The organism is Streptomyces sp. FIT100, assembly GCF_024584805.1.
In the GTDB taxonomy this organism is placed as follows: Bacteria; Actinomycetota; Actinomycetes; order Streptomycetales; family Streptomycetaceae; genus Streptomyces.
In genome coordinates, this window is record NZ_CP075715.1 from 2,116,315 (window position 1) to 2,134,423 (window position 18,109).

Sequence of the window (18,109 nt, forward strand, 5' to 3'; positions counted from 1 at the left end):
TCGAAAACGGCCTTCTCCGCGTCCGCCGCAGTCAGGAGGTACGGACCCGATGACCACCGCCAAGGACATCATGCATCCCGGGGCCCAGTGGATCCCCGCGCACGAAACCCTCGACCGCGCCGCGCAGCTGATGCGCGAACTGAACGTGGGCGCCCTGCCCATCGCGGACACGAACGACCGGCTCTGCGGCATTCTCACGGACCGCGACATCGTCGTCGGGTGTGTGGCCATGGGCCACGACCCGTCGCGGGTGACGGCCGGCGACATGGCCCAGGGCACCCCGCGCTGGGTCGACGCGGGCGCGGACGTGGACGAGGTGCTGCACGAGATGCAGGACCACCAGATCCGCCGGCTGCCCGTGATCGAGAACAAGCGGCTGGTCGGAATGATCAGCGAAGCCGATCTCGCCCGCCATCTGTCGGAGGACCAGATCGCGTCGTGGGTCGAGCAGGTGTACGCGCGGGGTTGACCCGCTCCTCCCCCGGCACCAGGACCGCCCGGGCCACCGCGTCCGGGCGGTCGAGCATCATCAGGTGGCCCGACGGCACGACGGCCTCGAAGCGGGCGCCGTCGCCGAGCCGGCGGGCCAGCGCGCGCTGCCGCTCCAGCCAGTCGTCGTGTGACCGCCGTCCGCCGTGCCCGCCGGAGGCGGCGAGCACGGTCACCGCAAGCCCGTCCGGGAGCGGGAACCGCTCGCGCAGGGCGAGGAGTTCGGCGGCGACCGCCCGGTAGTGGGCGTTCTCCAGCAGGGCGCCCCGGAGCACGCGCGAGGTGCCGTAGCAGCGGCGTACGAGTGCGGCGGGAGCCGGGTCGCCGCCGCCCGTACGGGAGAGCCGGACCGCGGCGCGCCGGGTGAGCGGGCCGAGCGCGGCGGGCACGCCGGCCGTGGAGAGGACCGTGCCGAGGGCGTGCGTGAGGGCCGTGCGGAGCGCGGGGGCCGCGGGTACGCGGGCGTGCTCCTCGACGCTGGAGTCGACGAGGACGAGGCCGGCGGCACGGGCGGGGTGGAGGCGGGCGAAGGCTTCGGCGTGGAATCCGGCGATGGAGTGGCCGACGACGGTGGCGGGCCCGGTCAGCCCGAGCGCGTCGAGCAGGGCGGCGATGCGCTGGGCCTCGCCGGTCGCGGAGGGCGCCACGGCCGCCGGCCCGCTCAGCCCGTGGCCCGGCCGGTCGAAGCGCACGACGGTGCGGTGCGGCGCCAGCAGCGGTACGACGGGGTCCCAGTCGAACCAGCTCATGGCGAGGCCCGCGCTGAGGACGCAGACCGGGCCGCTGCCGTCGACGACGACGTGGTGCGCCACTCCCCGGACCCGTACGAAGCTCACGATCCCTCTCCCTCCCGCGCCACGGATCCCTCCCGCGCCACGGACAGCGCGAGTACCGCCAACCACACTGCCACCAGCAGTACCTGGGTTCGCTGTGCGGCTCCGAGCGCCCAGGCGCCGTGGCCCGCCTCGGAGGCCCCGACGGCGGCCAGCGTCCAGCCGGTGGCGGCGAGCGCGAGGACGGCGACGGCGGCTCCGGTACGGGCCAGGGGCGGCCACCGGCCGTAGCGGCGGGCGGCGACGGTGAGCGCGACGACGCCCGTGAGCGCACCGGCCATGGCGAGAGAGGAACTGACGGCGTGTGCGGTGTGGGTCGCCGGCACGAGTCCCGCGGTCTCGCGGGCGGCGCACTCCGGGTCCGCGGTCGGCGCGCAGCTCAGGGGCAGCCGGGAGTCGGCGGCGGTCGCGGCGCCGAAGAGCAGCAGAGCGGCCCAGCCGACGACGGTCCAGGGGCGCCGCGGCGGTCGCAGCAGGGCGAGTCCGGCTCCGGCGAGCACGAGCAGCCCGGCGGCGAGGTCGGTGGCGCGGAAGAAGCCGCCCAGCGGCTGGTCGGCGGCGGCGAGTTCGCTGACGTACGCGCGGACGGGATCGAGTCCGGTGTCGAGGACGAGTTCGAGCACCCAGGCGGTGTACGCGACGGCGCCCAGCGCGATCAGCAGGGCGATGGTGCTGGACTTTCCGGGCGATTCGGACATGATGGCCCATGCTAGGTCCGCCTGCGGCCGCAGACCGCGGGCGCCGCACCGAGCCCTCGTCGACACGTGCCGATATGAGAGGAAACGTGTCGGCACGAGCGCTTACCCGGCACCTATACCCGGTGGGGGTAGGGTGCCCGGTATGACGACCGACCCGAGGGCCCCGTACGGGCGGCTACTGCCGTTCAGGGCCCTGCTGTTCGGGATATCCGCGCGGCCGCTCTGAGCGGCGGCCCGGGCACCGGTGGGGAGCGAGGAAGCACCCGCCACCGTCCGTACGGCCGATTCCGCCACCCCGCCGGACCGTGCTCGCCACCTCGTCGGTGCCGCGCCAGGAGGAGCGCGTCCGGCCGTCCCGTCCTGCCCGGACTGCGGTGGCGGACGCACGCCTTCACATGCCTTCACCCCACAGCGAGGTGCACACAGTCATGCGCATGGACCACACCAGTCAGACCTCCCCCACGCGTCGCGCCGTACTCGGCGCCGGGATCGCCGCCGCCGGCTCCGGGCTGCTCAGCGCCTGTTCGAGCGGCGGATCGCGCCGCCAGGGCAGCCCCGGTGCGCCCGCGGCGGACGACCCGGGCGGCTTCGTCGTGCCGGGCGGCAAGGAGGTCGACGAGGCGCATCCGGAGCCCGTGGGACCGCTCCGCAAGCACACGTTCACCGCCACCGCGGGCCCGGTCGAGCTGGGCGCCGGACGCACCTTCAGATCCTGGACGTACGAGGGCCTTCTGCCGGGCAAGGAGGTCCGGATCACCGCGGGTGACACCCTCTCGCTCACCCTCGCCAACCATCTGCCGGTGGAGACCACCGTGCACTGGCACGGCATCGCCCTGCGCAACGACATGGACGGGGTGCCGGGCGTGACGCAGCCGCCGGTCAAGCCGGGCGAAACGTTCGACTACCGGTTCGCCGTGCCGCACGCGGGCACGTACTGGTTCCACCCGCACATGGGCGTGCAGCTCGACCGCGGGATGTACGCGCCGCTGATCGTGGACGACCCGCGCGAGCCGCTCGAGTACGACCACGAGTGGATCGTCATGCTGGACGACTGGATCGACGGGGTCGGCGGCTCGACCCCGGACGACGTCCTCGCCCAGCTCCGCAACGGCAAGCCCGCCATGGGCCACGGCGGGGACCACGACGAGCACGGGGACGCGGACGGCGACGAGCGCAGGGGCGCCAGGCCCGACGGGCCGCTGGAGGCCGGCGGCGGAGGGGTGGCGGAGGTACCCGTTCCGGGCGGGCACGCCGACGGGAAGGGCGCCGGGACGGCCGCCTCACCGTCGCCGTACCGCGGAAAAGGGCCGAAGCGGCTGATGTCGGGCGCCACCAGCAAGCTGCTGGGCGGCCACGCGGGCGACGTCGCCTACCCGTACTACCTGATCAACGGGCGCACGGCGGACGACCCCACGCAGTTCAAGGCCAAGCCCGGAGACCGGATCCGGCTGCGCATCATCAACGCGGGCGGCGAGTCGGCGTTCCGGGTGGCGCTCGGTGACCACAAGCTCACTGTCACCCACAGCGACGGCTTCCCCGTCCGGCCGTACAAGACCGACGCGCTCGTCATCGGCATGGCCGAGCGGTACGACGTGCTGTTCACCGCCAAGTCCGGGGTCTTCCCACTCGTCGCGCTGGCCGAGGGCAAGAAGGGGCGGGCGATGGCGGTGCTGCGCACGGGCAGCGGGGCCGTGCCGCGGCCGACCGCGCACCCCGGGGAGCTGGACCGCGAGGTGCTGGTTTCCGCACGTGGGCTACGACCGGACGATTCGGTGGCGATGGACCGCCGCAGATACGACCGACTGATCAAGATCACGTTTACCGGCGGCATGAAGGACTACGACTGGGGCATCGACCACCGGCCCTACGACCCGGACGTGCGTCACATGGTCGAACACGGTGAGCGGGTGCGGCTGGTGGTCATCAACGCCACGGACATGTGGCACCCGGTGCATCTGCACGGCCACACCTACTCCCTGGCGGGCATCGACGCGCACGGCGCCCGCAAGGACACATCGATCCTGCTGCCGCACCACAAGCTGGTGGCGGACTTCGACGCGGACAACCCGGGTCTGTGGATGCTGCACTGCCACAACATCTACCACTCGGAGTCCGGGATGATGACGACCCTCGCGTACCGCCGGCACCGGGACTAGGGCGTGTTGCGAAAGTAGCGTCGTCCGCCCGTAGGGCGGGCGCGGCGGCGTCTGGTGCGTGCGATCGCAAGGCGGAGGAAGGAGAGCGCAGCGGGCTGCGCCGACGACCGACAACGCCGCGAGCGTGCGTGCCAGACGCCGCCGCGCAGACGGGACTTTCGCAACACGCCCTAGCGCCTTCCGCCGCTTCCCGGATCGGACACCGCCCCGCTTCCCGGCGCAGCCGCGGCAGCGGGGCGGTCACGCGAAAGGGGGGCGGTCTTCCCGTGCTCCAGGCTGCCGCCCGCGAGCGTGGCGCGTTCGGTGAGTCCGATCAGGCCCTGGCCGGAGCCGGGCACGTCGGTCACCGGACCGGCCGGTGCAGGGTTGCGCACCTCGACGGTGAGCCCGGAGCCGGGGCCGCCGCCCACCGTCACGGTGACCTCGGCACCCGGGGCGTGCTTGCGGGCGTTGGTGAGGGCCTCCTGCACGATGCGGTAGACGGTGCGGCCGGTGGCGGCCGGCACGGGAATGCGGCGGGCACGCGGGAGTGGGACGGCCCACACCGCTGGCCCCGGGACATTGCGTCAGAGAGACGATTACACTGGTCCCGTGCCTCAACTACGCCTCGCTCTGAATCAGATCGACTCGACCGTCGGCGACCTCGCCGGCAACGCCGAGTCGGTCGTGCACTGGACCCGGCACGCCGCCGAGCAGGGGGCGCATCTCGTCGCCTTCCCCGAGATGGTGCTGACCGGCTACCCCGTGGAGGACCTGGCCCTGCGGTCGTCCTTCGTGGAGGCGTCCCGGGCCGCCCTGCGCGCACTCGCCGCCCGTCTCGCGGACGAGGGCTTCGGCGAGCTCCCCGTGATCGTCGGCTATCTCGACCGCTCGGAGAAGTCCGAGCCCCGGTTCGGCCGGCCCGCGGGCTCACCGGAGAACGCCGCGGCCGTGCTGCACCGCGGCGAGGTCGTGCTGCGCTTCGCCAAGCACCACCTGCCCAACTACGGCGTCTTCGACGAGTTCCGGTACTTCGTCCAGGGCGACACGCTGCCGGTGGTCCGTGTGCACGGTATCGACGTCGCGCTCGCCATCTGCGAGGACCTCTGGCAGGACGGCGGACGTGTACCGGCCGCCCGCTCCGCCGGGGCCGGGCTGCTGATCTCGGTCAACGCCTCGCCGTACGAGCAGAACAAGGACGACACGCGTCTGGAGCTGGTCCGCAAGCGCGCCCAGGAGGCGGGCTGCACCACCGCGTACCTGGCGATGATCGGCGGCCAGGACGAGCTGGTCTTCGACGGCGACTCGATCGTCGTCGACAAGGACGGCGAGGTGATCGCGCGCGCCCCGCAGTTCGCCGAGGGCAGCGTCATCCTCGACCTGGAGCTGCCGGCAGCCGGCGGCGGGGCCGCTGACGGGGAACGCGTGGACGACGGTCTGGTCGTGGACCGGGTCGTCCTCTCCGACGAGCCGCTCCCGGCGTACGAGGCGGAGCTGACGGGCGGCTACGCCGACCGTCTCGACGACGACGAGGAGGTGTACTCCGCGCTGGTCGTGGGCCTGCGGGCGTACGCCGCCAAGAACGGCTTCCGGTCCGTCCTGATCGGCCTGTCCGGCGGCATCGACTCCGCGCTCGTCGCCGCGATCGCGTGCGACGCGCTCGGCGCGCAGAACGTGTACGGCATCTCCATGCCGTCCAAGTACTCCTCCGACCACTCCAAGGGGGACGCGGCCGAGCTGGCCCGTCGTACGGGGCTCAACTTCCGGACCGTGCCGATCGAGCCGATGTTCGACGCGTACATGGGTTCACTGGGGCTGACCGGTCTCGCCGAGGAGAACCTCCAGTCGCGGCTGCGCGGCACGATGCTGATGGCCGTCTCCAACCAGGAGGGCCACATCGTGCTCGCGCCGGGCAACAAGTCCGAGCTGGCGGTGGGGTACTCGACGCTGTACGGCGACTCGGTCGGCGCCTACGGCCCGATCAAGGACGTCTACAAGACCTCGGTCTTCCGGCTGGCGAAGTGGCGCAACCGGGCCGCCGAGGAGCGCGGCCAGACCCCGCCGATCCCGGAGAACTCCATCGTCAAGCCGCCGTCCGCGGAGCTCCGCCCGGACCAGGTCGACACCGACTCGCTGCCGGACTACGACGTCCTCGACCGGATCCTGGAGCTGTACGTCGACCGCGACCAGGGCAAGGAGGCCATCGTGGCGGCGGGTTACGACGAGGAACTGGTCGCGAAGGTCCTGCGCCTGGTCGACACCGCCGAGTACAAGCGCCGCCAGTACCCGCCGGGCACCAAGATCTCGGCGAAGGGCTTCGGCAAGGACCGCCGGCTGCCGATCACGAACCGCTGGCGGGAGACGACGTCGCACTGACCGGGGGACGGCCGGCCTGCCCGTCCGCCGGCGCCGCCGCCGCCGCCGCGAGGGGGCTTCCCGCGACCACGCGGGAGGTCCCCTCCGCCGTCTTGCCGCCCCGGTCCAGCAGTCCTGCCGCGGCCGCGATGGCGAGGCCGACGACGGCGAGGGCCGCGCCGACGACCGCCGGGGAGGTCCAGCCCCAGCCCGCGGCGATCGCCGCGCCGCCGAGCCAGGCCCCGCCGGCGTTGGCGAGGTTGAAGGCGGAGTGGTTGGAGGCGGAGGCGAGGGTCGGGGCGTCCTGCGCCTTGCGCATGACCAGCATCTGGAGCGGGGTGGTGGTCATGAAGCCGACCGCGCCGAGGACGACAACGGTCGTCAGGGCGAGCCAGGGGATGTGCACGGTGAAGCGGAAGGCGACCAGCACGAGGGCGAGGGCGGCGAGCGAGCCGTAGAGGGTGGGCCGCAGGGCCCGGTCGGTGAGCGGGCCGGCGACGAGTGCGCCGAGGGTCATGCCGATGCCGAAGAGGGCCAGGACGAGCGTCACGGCCGACTCGCCGAGGCCGATCGCCTCGGTCGTCATCGACGCCAGGTACGCGTAGACGGCGAAGACGCCCGCGAAGCCGAAGACGGCGGTGAGCAGCCCGAGCAGGACCTGCCGGTTGCCGAGGGCACGCAGCTCGCGCCCGAGGCCCTGGTGGGCGTCGACGGGAACGTGCGGGACGAGGCGGGCCAGCGCCGCCATCGCGACGAGTCCGATCACGGTGACGACGAGGAACGTGGCGCGCCAGCCGAGGTGCTGGCCGAGCAGGGTCGCGGCGGGTACGCCGACGACGTTCGCGACGGTCAGCCCCAGGAACATCGTGGCCACCGCCCGCGCCTGCCGCCCCTCCGCGACGAGCCGCGCGGCGACGACGGCGCCGACGCCGAAGAACGCGCCGTGCGGCAGCCCTGCGAGGACCCGCCCCGCGAGGAGCGTGCCGAAGTCGGGGGCGAGCGCGGAGGCGAGGTTGCCGACGGTGAACAGCGCCATAAGGAGGAGCAGCATCCGCTTGCGCGGCACACGCGAGCCGAAGGCCGTGAGCAGCGGGGCGCCGATGACGACGCCGATCGCGTACGCGGAGACGAGGTGGCCGGCGGTGGGGACGGAGGTCCCGAGGTCATCGGCGACGTTGGGCAGCAGGCCCATCATCACGAATTCGGTGGTGCCGATGCCGAAGGCGGAGACGGCGAGCGCGAACAGCGCCAGGGGCATGGGAGAGCCTTTCGTTAGTTCTCCTACGGAACAAAGGCTCTCACGTGGAATGTTCCCGGCGATGAACGGATGATTGCGGCGAGATTTTCCCGGCGGTCACCACGTGGCCGCCCCGGCGGTCACAGCAAGGCCGCCCGGAGGTCACAGCGAGGCCGTCCCGGCCGTCACAGCAACGTCGTCCCGGCGGTCACAGCGAGGCCGTCCCCGCCGTCACAGCAACGTCGTCCCGGCGGTCACAAGGCGACGCGGGCCGCGATCGGGAGGTGGTCGCTCGACGTGCGGGGCAGCGTCCAGGAGGAGAGCGGTTCGACGCCCTTCACCATGATCTGGTCGATGCGCGCCATCGGGAACGACGCCGGCCAGCTGAAGCCGAAGCCGTTGCCCGCCGCGCCCTGCGTGGAGCGCATCTGGGAGGTGACCGCGTTCAGGGAGCGGTCGTTCATCGTGCCGTTGAGGTCGCCGAGCAGGACCACCCGCTCCTCGCCCTCGTGCGCGATCGCCTCGCCCAGCGCGTCCGCGCTCCTGTCGCGCTGACTGGCGGTGAAGCCCGCGTTCAGCTTCACCCGCACCGAGGGCAGATGGGCCACGTACACCGCGACGTCGCCGCCCGGCGCCGCCACCGTCGCACGCATCGCCCGCTTCCAGCCCAGCCGGATGTCGACGTCCCGGGCGTCGCTCATCGGGTACTTGCTCCAGAGCCCGACCGTGCCCTGCACCGAGTGGTACGGGTACGCCGACGCCAGCGCCTTCTCGTACGTCGGGACCGCGTCGCCCTTCATCTCCTCCAGCGCGACGACGTCCGCGCCGGACTCCGCCACCTGGCGCGCGGTGCCCTCGGGGTCCGCGTTGTCGGCGTTGACGTTGTGCGTGGCGACCGTCAGGTCACCCCCGCCGCCCGTCTTGTCGGTGAACAGCCCGCCGAACAGGTTCACCCACACCACGGCCGGCACCAGCAGCGCGATCAGCGCCGTCGCGGACCTGCGCAGCAGCGCGCACACCAGCAGCATCAGGACGAGAACGCCCAGCCAGGGCAGGAAGGTCTCGGTCAGGCTGCCGAGGTTGCCGATCCGGTTCGGGATGTGGGCGTGGAGGATCATCAGCAGCCCGAGGGCCACGGCGCAGACCGCGACCAGGATGCCGCGCCGCCAGATCCCCGGATCGCCGCGCCAGCGGTCCAGCACGGCCCGGACCCGGGATCCGGGGCGGGGGTCCTCCGCGCCGTCGTTCCCCGTCTCCGCCATGTATGCCTGCCGCATGCCGTCGTCCTCACTGCCTTGCTGCGTTGCTGCCTTGCTCACTGCCGTGTGCAAGCCGGTACCGCCCGTCCGCCTGACCCTAGGGGATGGGACCGGGCTTGCTGTCATACGGTCACGATGACGTCCGGAACGCGTGACGGGTTCCGATCATGGGCGACAGGACACCGGCTGTGACAGAACGCGCATATTGCACGCGGGTACCAGAGGTCGGGAAGGCCGGTCAGGGGCGCCGCTCAGGAACGCCGCTCAGGGGCGCCGCTCGGATGCGGCCGGCGGGCGCAGCCCGTCCAGCGCGGTCGAGACGATGCGTTCCGCCAGACCGTCCGGCAGGGGCGCGTGCGGCCGCATCACGGCCCGTACCAGCATGGGACCGACGACGAGGTCGTTGACCAGGTCGATGTCGACGTCGTCGCGGATCTCCCCGCCCGCGATCCCGCGCCGCAGGATCGCGAGGACGGTCGCGCGCCGGGGGTCGATCACGGTCGCGACATACGCCGCCCACAGCTTGGGGTGGCTCTTCATCTGCGCGAGGACGTTGTGCAGCAGGGCCGAGGAGCGCTGCGCGAGGCCGCGTACGCGCACGGACTCCAGCATGACGACGAGGTCGTCGCGGGCGGAGGTGCCGGGCAGCTCGGGTTCGGGCGGCTCGATGTCCCGGAGGATCTCGACGAACAGCTCCTCCTTGTCGCTCCAGCGGCGGTAGATGGTGGCCTTGCCGACCCCCGCCGTGCGGGCGATGCGCTCGATGGAGATGTCACCGAGCGGCACACCGTCCTCCAGCAGCCGCACCACGGCGCCGCGGATGGCCCGCTCGGCCGCCTCGCTGCGGGGGCGGCCCCGCCTCGGCTCCCCGATGCCGGACGCGGCCTTCGTCCTCCCGTCCACGTGTCCGCTCCGCCGCTCCCCGTACCCGCTCACCCGCGCACGGCCCCCGCGGTCTGGCGCTCCTCCGGTGCGCCGGGCGCGTCCGGCGCACCGGACGGCCGTGCCTTCCCCGGCAGGTACAGCGCCACGACCACCGCGCCCACCATGGTCACGGTCGCCGCGCAGAGCGCCGCGAGATGCATGGCGACGAGGAACGCCTCGTACGCCGGTGCGATCAGGACCTGCCCCGACGGCCCGAGCCTGCCCGCGACGGCCAGCGTCGCCTCCAGCGACTCGCCCGCCGCGTGCCTGGCCCCCTCGGGTACGCCCGCCGTCCGCTCCAGGGTGCTCTCGATGCCGCCGCGGTACGCCGCGGAGAGCACCGAGCCGAGCACCGCCACGCCCAGCGCACCGCCGATCTGCCGGAAGGTGTTGTTGATGGCGGAGGCCACACCGGCCTTCTCCCGCGGCAGCGCCTGCATCACCGTGACCGTGACCGGGGACATCACGTGCCCCATTCCGGCGCCCTGGACGAAGAAGGCGAGCTCCAGCGCCCACAGCGGTGTCGAGGTGTCGAAGAAGGCGAAGGAGGCGAGCCCGGTCGCGATCATCATCATTCCGGCCGTGCAGGTCGCCTTGGCGCCGAAGCGGGCGACGATCAGCCGGGCGCGCGGCGCGAACAGCGACTGGGCCACCGCGAGCGGCAGGACGAGCAGCCCGGCCTCCAGCGGGCTGTGCCCGAGCACGGTCTGCAGATAGAAGACGGAGAAGAAGGCCACGCCCATCATCGCGAGGAAGGCGAGCGCGGTCGCGGTGATCGCGGCGGAGAACGCGGGGTTCCTGAAGTACGAGAAGTCGAGGGCGGGATGGTCGATGTGCGTCTCGTAGAGCACGAACGCGACCAGCACCGCGAGGCCGCCCAGCAGCGGCACCAGGACTCCGCGGTCGGTGAGCGACGCGAGTTCGCCGCCGTGGATGATCCCGTACACCAGCAGGGCGAGTCCGACGATGGACAGCAGCACGCCGACCGGGTCGATGCGCCCCGGTCCCGGGTCGCGGGAGTCGGGGATCAGCAGCACCATCGCGGCGAATCCGACGATCACCACGGGCACGTTGACCAGGAAGATCGAGCCCCACCAGAAGTGCTCCAGGAGCAGCCCGCCGGTGAGCGGGCCGAGCGCGATGGCGATGCCCACGCCGCCCGCCCAGATGCCGATGGCCTTGGGCTGCTCGTCCCGCTCGAAGACGTTCATCAGGACGGCGAGGGTGGCCGGCATGACGAACGCCGCCCCCACGCCCATCACGGCCCGGTACGCGATCAGCTCGGCGGCCGACCCGGAGAAGGCGGCGAGCGCGGAGCCGATGCCGAACACGGCCATGCCGCAGAGCAGCGCCTTCTTGCGGCCCGTGCGGTCGCCGATCAGCCCCGCCGTGAAGAGCAGCGCGGCGAAGACCAGCGTGTAGGAGTTGATGGCCCATTCCAGCTCGCCCTGGGTGGCGCCGATGCCGACGGGCGCGGGGGTGGCGATGGTCTTGACCGCGACGTTCAGGACGGAGTGGTCGAGCACCATGATGAGCACGGTGAACATCAGGACGGCGAGGATGGCCCAGCGGCGCCGGTGAACGGCTTCCGGGACCCGGGGAGGCGGTGGGGCGGCGGGGCCGCCGGGCGGTATGGCCATGGTCCGAGCCCTTCCCGTATTGCGATACGGGCCCGTCTCGTATCGGAAAACACCACCCGGACGGCGCAGCGGCCCACGGCGTGGGCCGCTGCCCCTGCCGGCTCTACCCCTGCCCGCCGCTCGCCCGCCTCGGCCGTCTCGGCCCGTCTCGGCCCGCTTCCTCGCGGGCGACGGGCAGGGAGCGATGTTGCGCCACATTGCCGGTGTGTGAACGCCGCCACTTCACGCGGCGGGGCGCGGGATGCCACCATGGATCCGGTCCGGGGACGCCGTAAGGGCGCCTCGAGATGACGAAGGAGCCGTTCACCATGACGCTTCAGGCTGCCCCCGAGCAGGCCGCCGACAGCAGCGCGGGCACCGACCCCAAGGCGCTGTACGGCGGCAAGAGCACCCGTCGCATCACCGTCCACGACATCGCCGCCGCCAAGGAGCGCGGCGAGAAGTGGCCCATGCTCACCGCGTACGACGCGATGACCGCGTCCGTGTTCGACGAGGCCGGCATCCCGGTGATGCTCGTCGGCGACTCGATGGGCAACACCCACCTCGGTTACGACACCACCGTGCCCGTCACGATGGACGAGATGACCCTCCTCTCCGCCGCCGTCGTACGGGGCACAAAGCGGGCCCTCGTCGTCGGCGACCTCCCCTTCGGCTCGTACCAGGAGGGCCCGGTCCAGGCGCTGCGCAACGCCACCCGGCTGGTCAAGGAGGCCGGGGTCGGCGCCGTGAAGCTGGAGGGCGGGGAGCGTTCGCTGCCCCAGACCGAGATGCTGGTGCAGGCCGGTATCCCGGTCATGTCGCATCTGGGCCTGACCCCGCAGTCGGTGAACACGATGGGCTACCGGGTGCAGGGCCGCGGCGACGAGGCGGCGCACCAGCTGCTGCGCGACGCGAAGGCGGCGCAGAACGCGGGCGCGTTCGCCCTCGTGCTGGAGCTCGTGCCGGCCGAGCTGGCCGCCGAGGTCACCCGCTCGCTGCACATCCCGACCATCGGCATCGGCGCCGGGCCCGACACGGACGCGCAGGTCCTCGTCTGGACCGACATGGCCGGTCTGACGGGCGGGAAGGTGCCGCGCTTCACCAAGCAGTACGCGAATCTGCGCCGGTCGCTCGGCGACGCGGCGAGGGCCTTCGCGGACGATGTCGTCGGCGGGGCGTTCCCGGCCGAGGAGCACACCTTCCACTAGCCGTTCCCGTTCCACGAGCCGGTCCCGGGGCCTCCGGCCGGTCCCGCCACAAGCCACTTCCGGCACCAACGACAGCCCGCCGATCCTCCCCCGTCGGCGGGCTGTCGGCATCGCGGCCGACCTGCGCGTAACCCTGTATCGGTGCGGTTGTCCACAGGCTGTCGGCGGCTTGTCGGCGGTTTGTCGGTGGTGCCTGGGACCGTGTACGGCATGACGCGAAACGACAAGAACGCCGTCGAGGTACGGGGCCTCGTAAAGCATTACGGCGAGACGAAGGCCCTGGACGGGGTGGACCTCGACGTCCGCGAGGGCACGGTCCTCGGCGTCCTCGGTCCCAACGGGGCGGGGAAGACCACCCTCGTGCGCTGCCTGTCGACCCTGATCACCCCCGACGCCGGCCACGCGACCGTCGCCGGGTTCGACGTGGTGCGCCAGCCCCGGCAGCTGCGCCGCACGATCGGCCTCACCGGCCAGTACGCCTCGGTGGACGAGAAGCTCTCCGGCTGGGAGAACCTGTACATGATCGGGCGGCTGCTCGATCTGTCCCGCAAGGACGCCCGCCGCAGGGCCGACGAGATGCTGGAGCGGTTCTCGCTCACGGAGGCCGGGAAGCGCCCGGTCTCGACGTACTCGGGCGGTATGCGGCGCCGTCTCGACCTCGCGGCGTCGATGATCGGGCAGCCCGCGGTGCTCTATCTGGACGAGCCGACGACCGGCCTCGACCCCCGCACGCGCAACGAGGTGTGGGACGAGGTCCACCGCATGGTCGCCGAGGGCGTCACCGTCCTCCTCACCACGCAGTACATGGAGGAGGCCGAGCAGCTGGCGAGCGCGCTGACGGTGATCGACCGCGGTCGCGTCATCGCCGAGGGCCGGATCGACGAGCTCAAGGCGAAGGTCGGCGGCCGGACCCTGCGGATCCGGCCGGCGGACCCGGAGCAGCTGGCTCCGATGGCCGCGGCGGTCCGCGAGGCGGGCCTGGACGGGGTCGCCGGAGCCCAGGCCGTGCCGGACGAGGGCACGCTGTACGTCCCGATCCTCAGCGACGAGCAGCTGACCGCCGTGGTCGGCCTGCTGGGCGCCCGCGGCCTCGCCATCGCCGACATCGGCACCGATCTGCCCAGCCTGGACGAGGTGTTCCTGGCCATCACCGGCCAGAAGACGACGTCCGCCGACGAGACGATCCCCCAGGAGGTCGCGGCGTGAGCGCCACCACTGCCCCCGTATCCGCTCCCGCCGTCACCGACGAGGGCCGCATCGGTCTGCGCGGCAATCTGCGGCACATCGGCGCGCTGGTCCGCCGCAATCTGCTGTGGATCCGGCAGGACCCGGAGTCGATGTTCGACGCCGTACTGATGCCGATCGTCTTCACGCTGCTCTTCGTGTTCGTCTTCGGCGGTGCGATCGCCGGCAAGGGCAACCAGGGGGAGTACGTCAACTACGTGGTCCCCGGCCTGATGGCGATGATGGGCATGAACATCGCGATGGGTGTCGGCACCGGCTTCAACCAGGACTTCCAGACGGGTGTCATGGACCGCTTCCGGTCCCTGCCCATCGCCCGGTCCTCGGTCCTGATCGCCAAGATCGTCGTGGAGATCGGCCGGATGCTCGTCGCGACGGCGATCCTGCTGACGGTCGGCTTCCTGCTCGGCCTGTCCGTGGCGGACGTCCCCGGGCTGCTCGCGGCCATCGGGCTCTCGCTGGTCTTCGGCTCGTCGATCATGTGGATCTTCCTCACCATGGGTGTGACCATGAAGAACGCCCAGGCCATTCAGGGCATGGGCTTCCTCGTGCTGATGCCGTTGCAGTTCGGCTCGTCGATCTTCGCGCCGACGAGTTCGATGCCGGGCTGGCTCCAGGCCTTCACGGACTACAACCCGCTGTCCTCGCTCGCCGACGCGGCGCGCGGGCTGATGAACGGGGGGCCGGTCGCCCACGACGTGTGGGTGACGCTGATCTGGTCGGCCGTGATCACCGCGGTGATGGCGCCGGTCGCGATCAGGAAGTTCCGGACGAAGTCCTGAGCGTGTCGAGCCGCCCGCGCACGAGGGCGACGGCCTGGTCCTCGGTGAGGCCGGCGCCCTCGGCGCACCGGGCGGCGTATGCCGCGTCGCCGAGGGCGGCGCGGGTGGCCCGCCCGGCGCGGACGAGGTTCTCCCGCTCCACGGTCGAGGCCACGAGATGGCCGGGCGGAAGCACGTGCTCGTACGCGCCGAGCAGCCGCGCGGCGTCCTCGGCCGGCTCCTCGCCGAGACCCGCCAGGGCCTCGGCCGCGGTCACCAGATGGGTCGCGAGCATGTGCGGCGCCACCATCCGGGCGAGGGGGTCCATGGCCGCCTCCAGCGCCCGCATGAGCAGGGGCAGCGCCGCGGCGTAGCGGCCGTCGAGGCAGTCGAGCCAGGCCAGACCGCCGGTGCGGAGGCCCTCGAAGAGCGCGAGGGTCTCGGAGTGGAACTCCGCGGCGAGGAAGCCCAGTTGTTCGCGCGCCTCCTCGGTGCGCCCCTCGCAGCCGAGGACCATCGAGTAGATCAGGCGGGCGGCGTGCACGGCCTCGTGTGCGCTGTCGTCGGCCTCCGCGAGCACCTCGCGGAGGATCACCTCCGCCTCCTCCCGGCGGCCCAGCTCCGCGATGACGCCTGCCAGCCGGGCCCGCAGCAGCGGGACCTGGCTCTGGGCGCCGAGGTGCCGGGCGCGCTCGACGGCGGCGGTGTAGTCGTCGGCGGCGAGCGCGAACTCGCCGCGCCGCTCGCGGGCCTCCCCGCGCGCGGAGAGCGCCTCGGCGGCGCCGAAGTGATCGCCGAGCCGTTCGAAGAGCTCCAGGCTGCGGTCCGCGTCGGCGGTCGCGTGGCCCGCCCATTCGCTGCGGTTGGCCAGCACGTTGGCCCGTAGCTGGAGGGAGGCGGCGAGGTCCCACTCGTAGCCGAACTCCTCGCAGGCGCGGACGGTCTCGTCGACGGAGTGGCGGAGCTCGTCGGGGTTGCCCGTGAGCAGGAGCGCGTAGAACCAGAGGGAGCCCGGGAAGCGGCAGGTCTGCGGCAGGCCGGGGCGGTAGGTCCGCACGACGCCGCGCAGCCACTCCAGCCGCTCGGGCGACCGCCACTGCTCGGTCGCGTGCTCCATGCTGACCATTCCGATCAGCCGGGCTCCGCGCCGTGCCTCCTGGCGCTGCTCGGGGGTGAACGGCGGCGGTGTGTCGGTGACCCGTGCGTGCATGGGCGCCGCCGGGGCGCCCGGCGGCGCGAAGGGGTCGGGTCCGAGCGCGGCGACGGCCCGCGACCAGTGCCGGGCGTCGGCGCGCAGATCCCGCATCTGCCAGTACCAGGCGAGCGAGAGCACCAGGCAGAGCGCCTCGTCCTCGTCGCCCGCGGCGACGGTCCGGCGCAGCGCGGTGCGCAGGTTCTCGTACTCCAGCTCCAGCCGGGCGATGGCACCGACCTGCCCGGGTCCGCGGAGCAACGGATCGGTGCGGCGGGCGAGTTCGCGGTAGTACGTGAAGTGCGCACGCTCCGCGTCCGCGCGCTCGCCCGCCTCGTCGAGCCGCTCGGCGGCGTACTCTCCGACGGTCTCCAGGAGCCGGTAGCGCATCCCTCCGTCGGCGGCCGGCGTCGCGACGACCAACGACTTGTCGACAAGTGCCGCCAGTACGGCCACGACGTCCCGCGCGTCGGCGGTGCCCTCCGCCCCGGGGACCGGAGCGCCGGCCGGGCCGAGCCAGTCGCAGACCGCCTCGGCGGCGGGGAGGTCGCAGCCGCGGGCGAAGGTCGAGAGGCGGCGCAGGACGGTGCGCTCGGAGGTGTCGAGGAGGTCCCAGGACCAGTCGACGACCGCGCGCAGGGTCTGCTGGCGGGGCAGATGGGTGCGGCTGCCGCTGGAGAGGAGGCGGAAGCGGTCGTCGAGGCGGTCGGCGATCTGGCGGGGAGTGAGCGTGCGCAGCCGTGCGGCGGCGAGTTCGATGGCGAGGGGGAGGCCGTCGAGACGGCGGCAGACCTCCGCGGCGGCCTCGGCGTCGGCGTCGATCCGGAAGGCGGGGTTCGCGGCCGCGCCGCGGTCGGCGAGGAGGCGCAGGGCCATCGGGGCGGGCAGGGGGTCGACGGGGCGTACCGCCTCGCCCGGGACGCCGAGCGGTTCACGGCTGGTGGCGAGGACGGTGAGCCCCGGGCAGTGCTCCAGGAGCCGCTCGCACAGCTCGGCGGCGGCGGCCACGACATGCTCGCAGTTGTCGAGCACGATCAGCATGCGGCGCCGCGCGCAGTGCTCGGTGAGCCGGGCGAGCGGATCGTCGCCGTGCCGGTCGGCGGCGGCCCGCAGCTCTTCCGCGCCGGCCCCGCGCAGCACGGTCTCGCGTGCGCCGAGCGCGGTGAGCACGGCCGCGGCCACGTTCTCCGGTTCGCCGACCGGCGCCAGCTCCACCAGCCAGACGCCGTCCTCGTACGCCCCGGCAGCCCGCTCGGCGGCCTCCTGCGACAGCCGTGTCTTGCCGGCCCCGCCGGGGCCGATCAGCGTGACAAGGCGCGCCCGCCGCAGGTCTCCGCGGATGGCCTCGATGTCCGCTCCGCGCCCGACGAAGCTGGTGAGCCGCGCGCGCAGATTGCCGGGGACGCCCCCGGCCGGAGCACTCGGCTCCGGCTTCAGCAGCTCCGCGTGGAGCGCGCGCAGCTCCGGCCCCGGGTCGGTGCCCAGCCGGGCCGCGAGCCCGCGGCGTACGGACTCGTAGGCCGCGAGGGCCTCCGCCGCCCGGCCCGCATCGCGCAGGGCGCGGATGCGCAGCGCCTGGAGGGACTCGTCGAGCGGGTGGGCGTCGCAGAGCGCGGCCAACTGCGGCAGCGCCTCGTCCGCCCGGCCGAGCGCCAGCGCCGCGGCGAGCCGCGTGCGGCGCGCCTCCAGCCTGCGGGCCTCCCAGCGGGCCGCCACGGAGGCCCGGTCCGGCAGATCGGCCAGCACCGGCCCCCGCCACAGCGCGAACGCCTCGTCCAGCAGCTCCGCCGCCCGCCCGGGATCGCCTCCGCCGAAGGCCCGCTCCCCCTCCGCCGCGAGGCGCTCGAACCGGTGCAGGTCCACATCCCCGGGGTCCGCGTCCAGCCGGTAGCCGCCGTCGGCCGAGACCACCGCCCCGTGCCCGAGCGCCCGCCGCGCCCGCCCGACGAGCGCCTGCACCGCCCCCACCGCGTCGGCGGGCGGATCTCCGTCCCACACCTCGTCGACGATCGCGCCGACCGGCACCGTGCGCCCGGCGCGCAGCGCCAGCACGGCCACCAGCGCACGCAGCCGCGCCCCGCCGAGCACGGCGGGGGTGCCGTCGTCGTGGAATGCCTGGGTGGTGCCGAGTACGCGGTAATGCACGCGCCCATTGTC

Annotated in this window: 13 protein-coding genes and 1 pseudogene; 6 read left to right on the forward strand and 8 right to left on the reverse strand. The window is 73.1% G+C overall.

Annotated elements, in window-relative coordinates; translation table 11 throughout:
- Nucleotides 1–49 precede the first annotated feature (49 nt).
- A complete protein-coding gene (locus KK483_RS09140; RefSeq protein WP_262004713.1) occupies nucleotides 50–469 on the forward strand; it encodes a CBS domain-containing protein in 420 nt (139 codons plus the stop codon).
- On the opposite strand, the gene KK483_RS09145 is transcribed toward KK483_RS09140, so the two are convergent.
- Nucleotides 390–1,325, reverse strand: coding sequence for an alpha/beta fold hydrolase (locus tag KK483_RS09145; protein ID WP_262004714.1), 936 nt, complete (start codon nucleotides 1,323–1,325; stop codon nucleotides 390–392). The genes KK483_RS09140 and KK483_RS09145 overlap by 80 nt on opposite strands.
- The gene (locus KK483_RS09150) at nucleotides 1,322–2,020 is read right to left on the reverse strand and encodes a DUF998 domain-containing protein (protein WP_262004715.1); all 699 of its coding nucleotides are present in this window, start codon (nucleotides 2,018–2,020) and stop codon (nucleotides 1,322–1,324) included. Before KK483_RS09150 ends, KK483_RS09145 begins: the two co-directional genes overlap by 4 nt.
- 434 nt (nucleotides 2,021–2,454) lie before the next feature.
- On the opposite strand from KK483_RS09150, the gene KK483_RS09155 reads away from it, so the two are divergent.
- Nucleotides 2,455–4,176, forward strand: coding sequence for a multicopper oxidase family protein (locus tag KK483_RS09155; protein WP_262004716.1), 1,722 nt, complete (start codon nucleotides 2,455–2,457; stop codon nucleotides 4,174–4,176).
- Nucleotides 4,177–4,346: 170 nt separating this feature from the next.
- Here KK483_RS09155 and KK483_RS09160 read toward each other — a convergent pair.
- A pseudogene (locus KK483_RS09160) lies at nucleotides 4,347–4,679 on the reverse strand (sensor histidine kinase); the annotation flags it as partial.
- A gap of 88 nt (nucleotides 4,680–4,767) precedes the next feature.
- Here KK483_RS09160 and KK483_RS09165 point away from each other — a divergent pair.
- Nucleotides 4,768–6,531 carry an NAD+ synthase gene (locus KK483_RS09165; RefSeq protein ID WP_262004717.1) on the forward strand — a complete coding sequence of 588 codons (1,764 nt, stop codon included), beginning with the start codon at nucleotides 4,768–4,770 and terminating at the stop codon, nucleotides 6,529–6,531.
- Here KK483_RS09165 and KK483_RS09170 read toward each other — a convergent pair.
- The 4 genes from KK483_RS09170 to KK483_RS09185 form a co-directional block, all read right to left on the reverse strand.
- Nucleotides 6,497–7,768 (reverse strand): MFS transporter, encoded by a 1,272-nt coding sequence (locus tag KK483_RS09170; protein WP_262004718.1) that lies wholly within the window; start codon nucleotides 7,766–7,768, stop codon nucleotides 6,497–6,499. The two genes, KK483_RS09165 and KK483_RS09170, sit on opposite strands and share 35 nt — an antisense overlap.
- Before the next feature lie 233 nt (nucleotides 7,769–8,001).
- Nucleotides 8,002–9,024, reverse strand: coding sequence for an endonuclease/exonuclease/phosphatase family protein (locus KK483_RS09175; RefSeq protein WP_262004719.1), 1,023 nt, complete (start codon nucleotides 9,022–9,024; stop codon nucleotides 8,002–8,004).
- Between the two features lie 246 nt (nucleotides 9,025–9,270).
- On the reverse strand, nucleotides 9,271–9,909 hold the full coding sequence (locus tag KK483_RS09180; RefSeq protein WP_262004720.1) for a TetR/AcrR family transcriptional regulator C-terminal ligand-binding domain-containing protein: 639 nt from the start codon (nucleotides 9,907–9,909) through the stop codon (nucleotides 9,271–9,273).
- Nucleotides 9,910–9,938: 29 nt separating this feature from the next.
- Entirely contained in the window at nucleotides 9,939–11,570 is a 1,632-nt protein-coding gene (locus KK483_RS09185) for a DHA2 family efflux MFS transporter permease subunit (protein WP_262004721.1), read from the reverse strand.
- 308 nt (nucleotides 11,571–11,878) lie between these two features.
- Between KK483_RS09185 and panB the strand changes: the two genes are divergently transcribed.
- The 3 genes from panB (at nucleotide 11,879) to KK483_RS09200 (ending at nucleotide 14,781) form a co-directional block, all read left to right on the forward strand.
- The gene (panB, locus tag KK483_RS09190; RefSeq protein ID WP_262004722.1) at nucleotides 11,879–12,757 is read left to right on the forward strand and encodes a 3-methyl-2-oxobutanoate hydroxymethyltransferase; all 879 of its coding nucleotides are present in this window, start codon (nucleotides 11,879–11,881) and stop codon (nucleotides 12,755–12,757) included.
- Between the two features lie 210 nt (nucleotides 12,758–12,967).
- Nucleotides 12,968–13,963: an ATP-binding cassette domain-containing protein gene (locus KK483_RS09195; protein WP_262004723.1), complete on the forward strand. Its 996-nt coding sequence runs from the start codon at nucleotides 12,968–12,970 to the stop codon at nucleotides 13,961–13,963.
- Nucleotides 13,960–14,781 carry an ABC transporter permease gene (locus KK483_RS09200; RefSeq protein ID WP_262004724.1) on the forward strand — a complete coding sequence of 274 codons (822 nt, stop codon included), beginning with the start codon at nucleotides 13,960–13,962 and terminating at the stop codon, nucleotides 14,779–14,781. The genes KK483_RS09195 and KK483_RS09200 overlap by 4 nt, the downstream gene beginning before the upstream one ends.
- Here KK483_RS09200 and KK483_RS09205 read toward each other — a convergent pair.
- A complete protein-coding gene (locus KK483_RS09205; protein ID WP_262004725.1) occupies nucleotides 14,756–18,097 on the reverse strand; it encodes a BTAD domain-containing putative transcriptional regulator in 3,342 nt (1,113 codons plus the stop codon). The genes KK483_RS09200 and KK483_RS09205 overlap by 26 nt on opposite strands.
- Nucleotides 18,098–18,109: the final 12 nt, after the last annotated feature.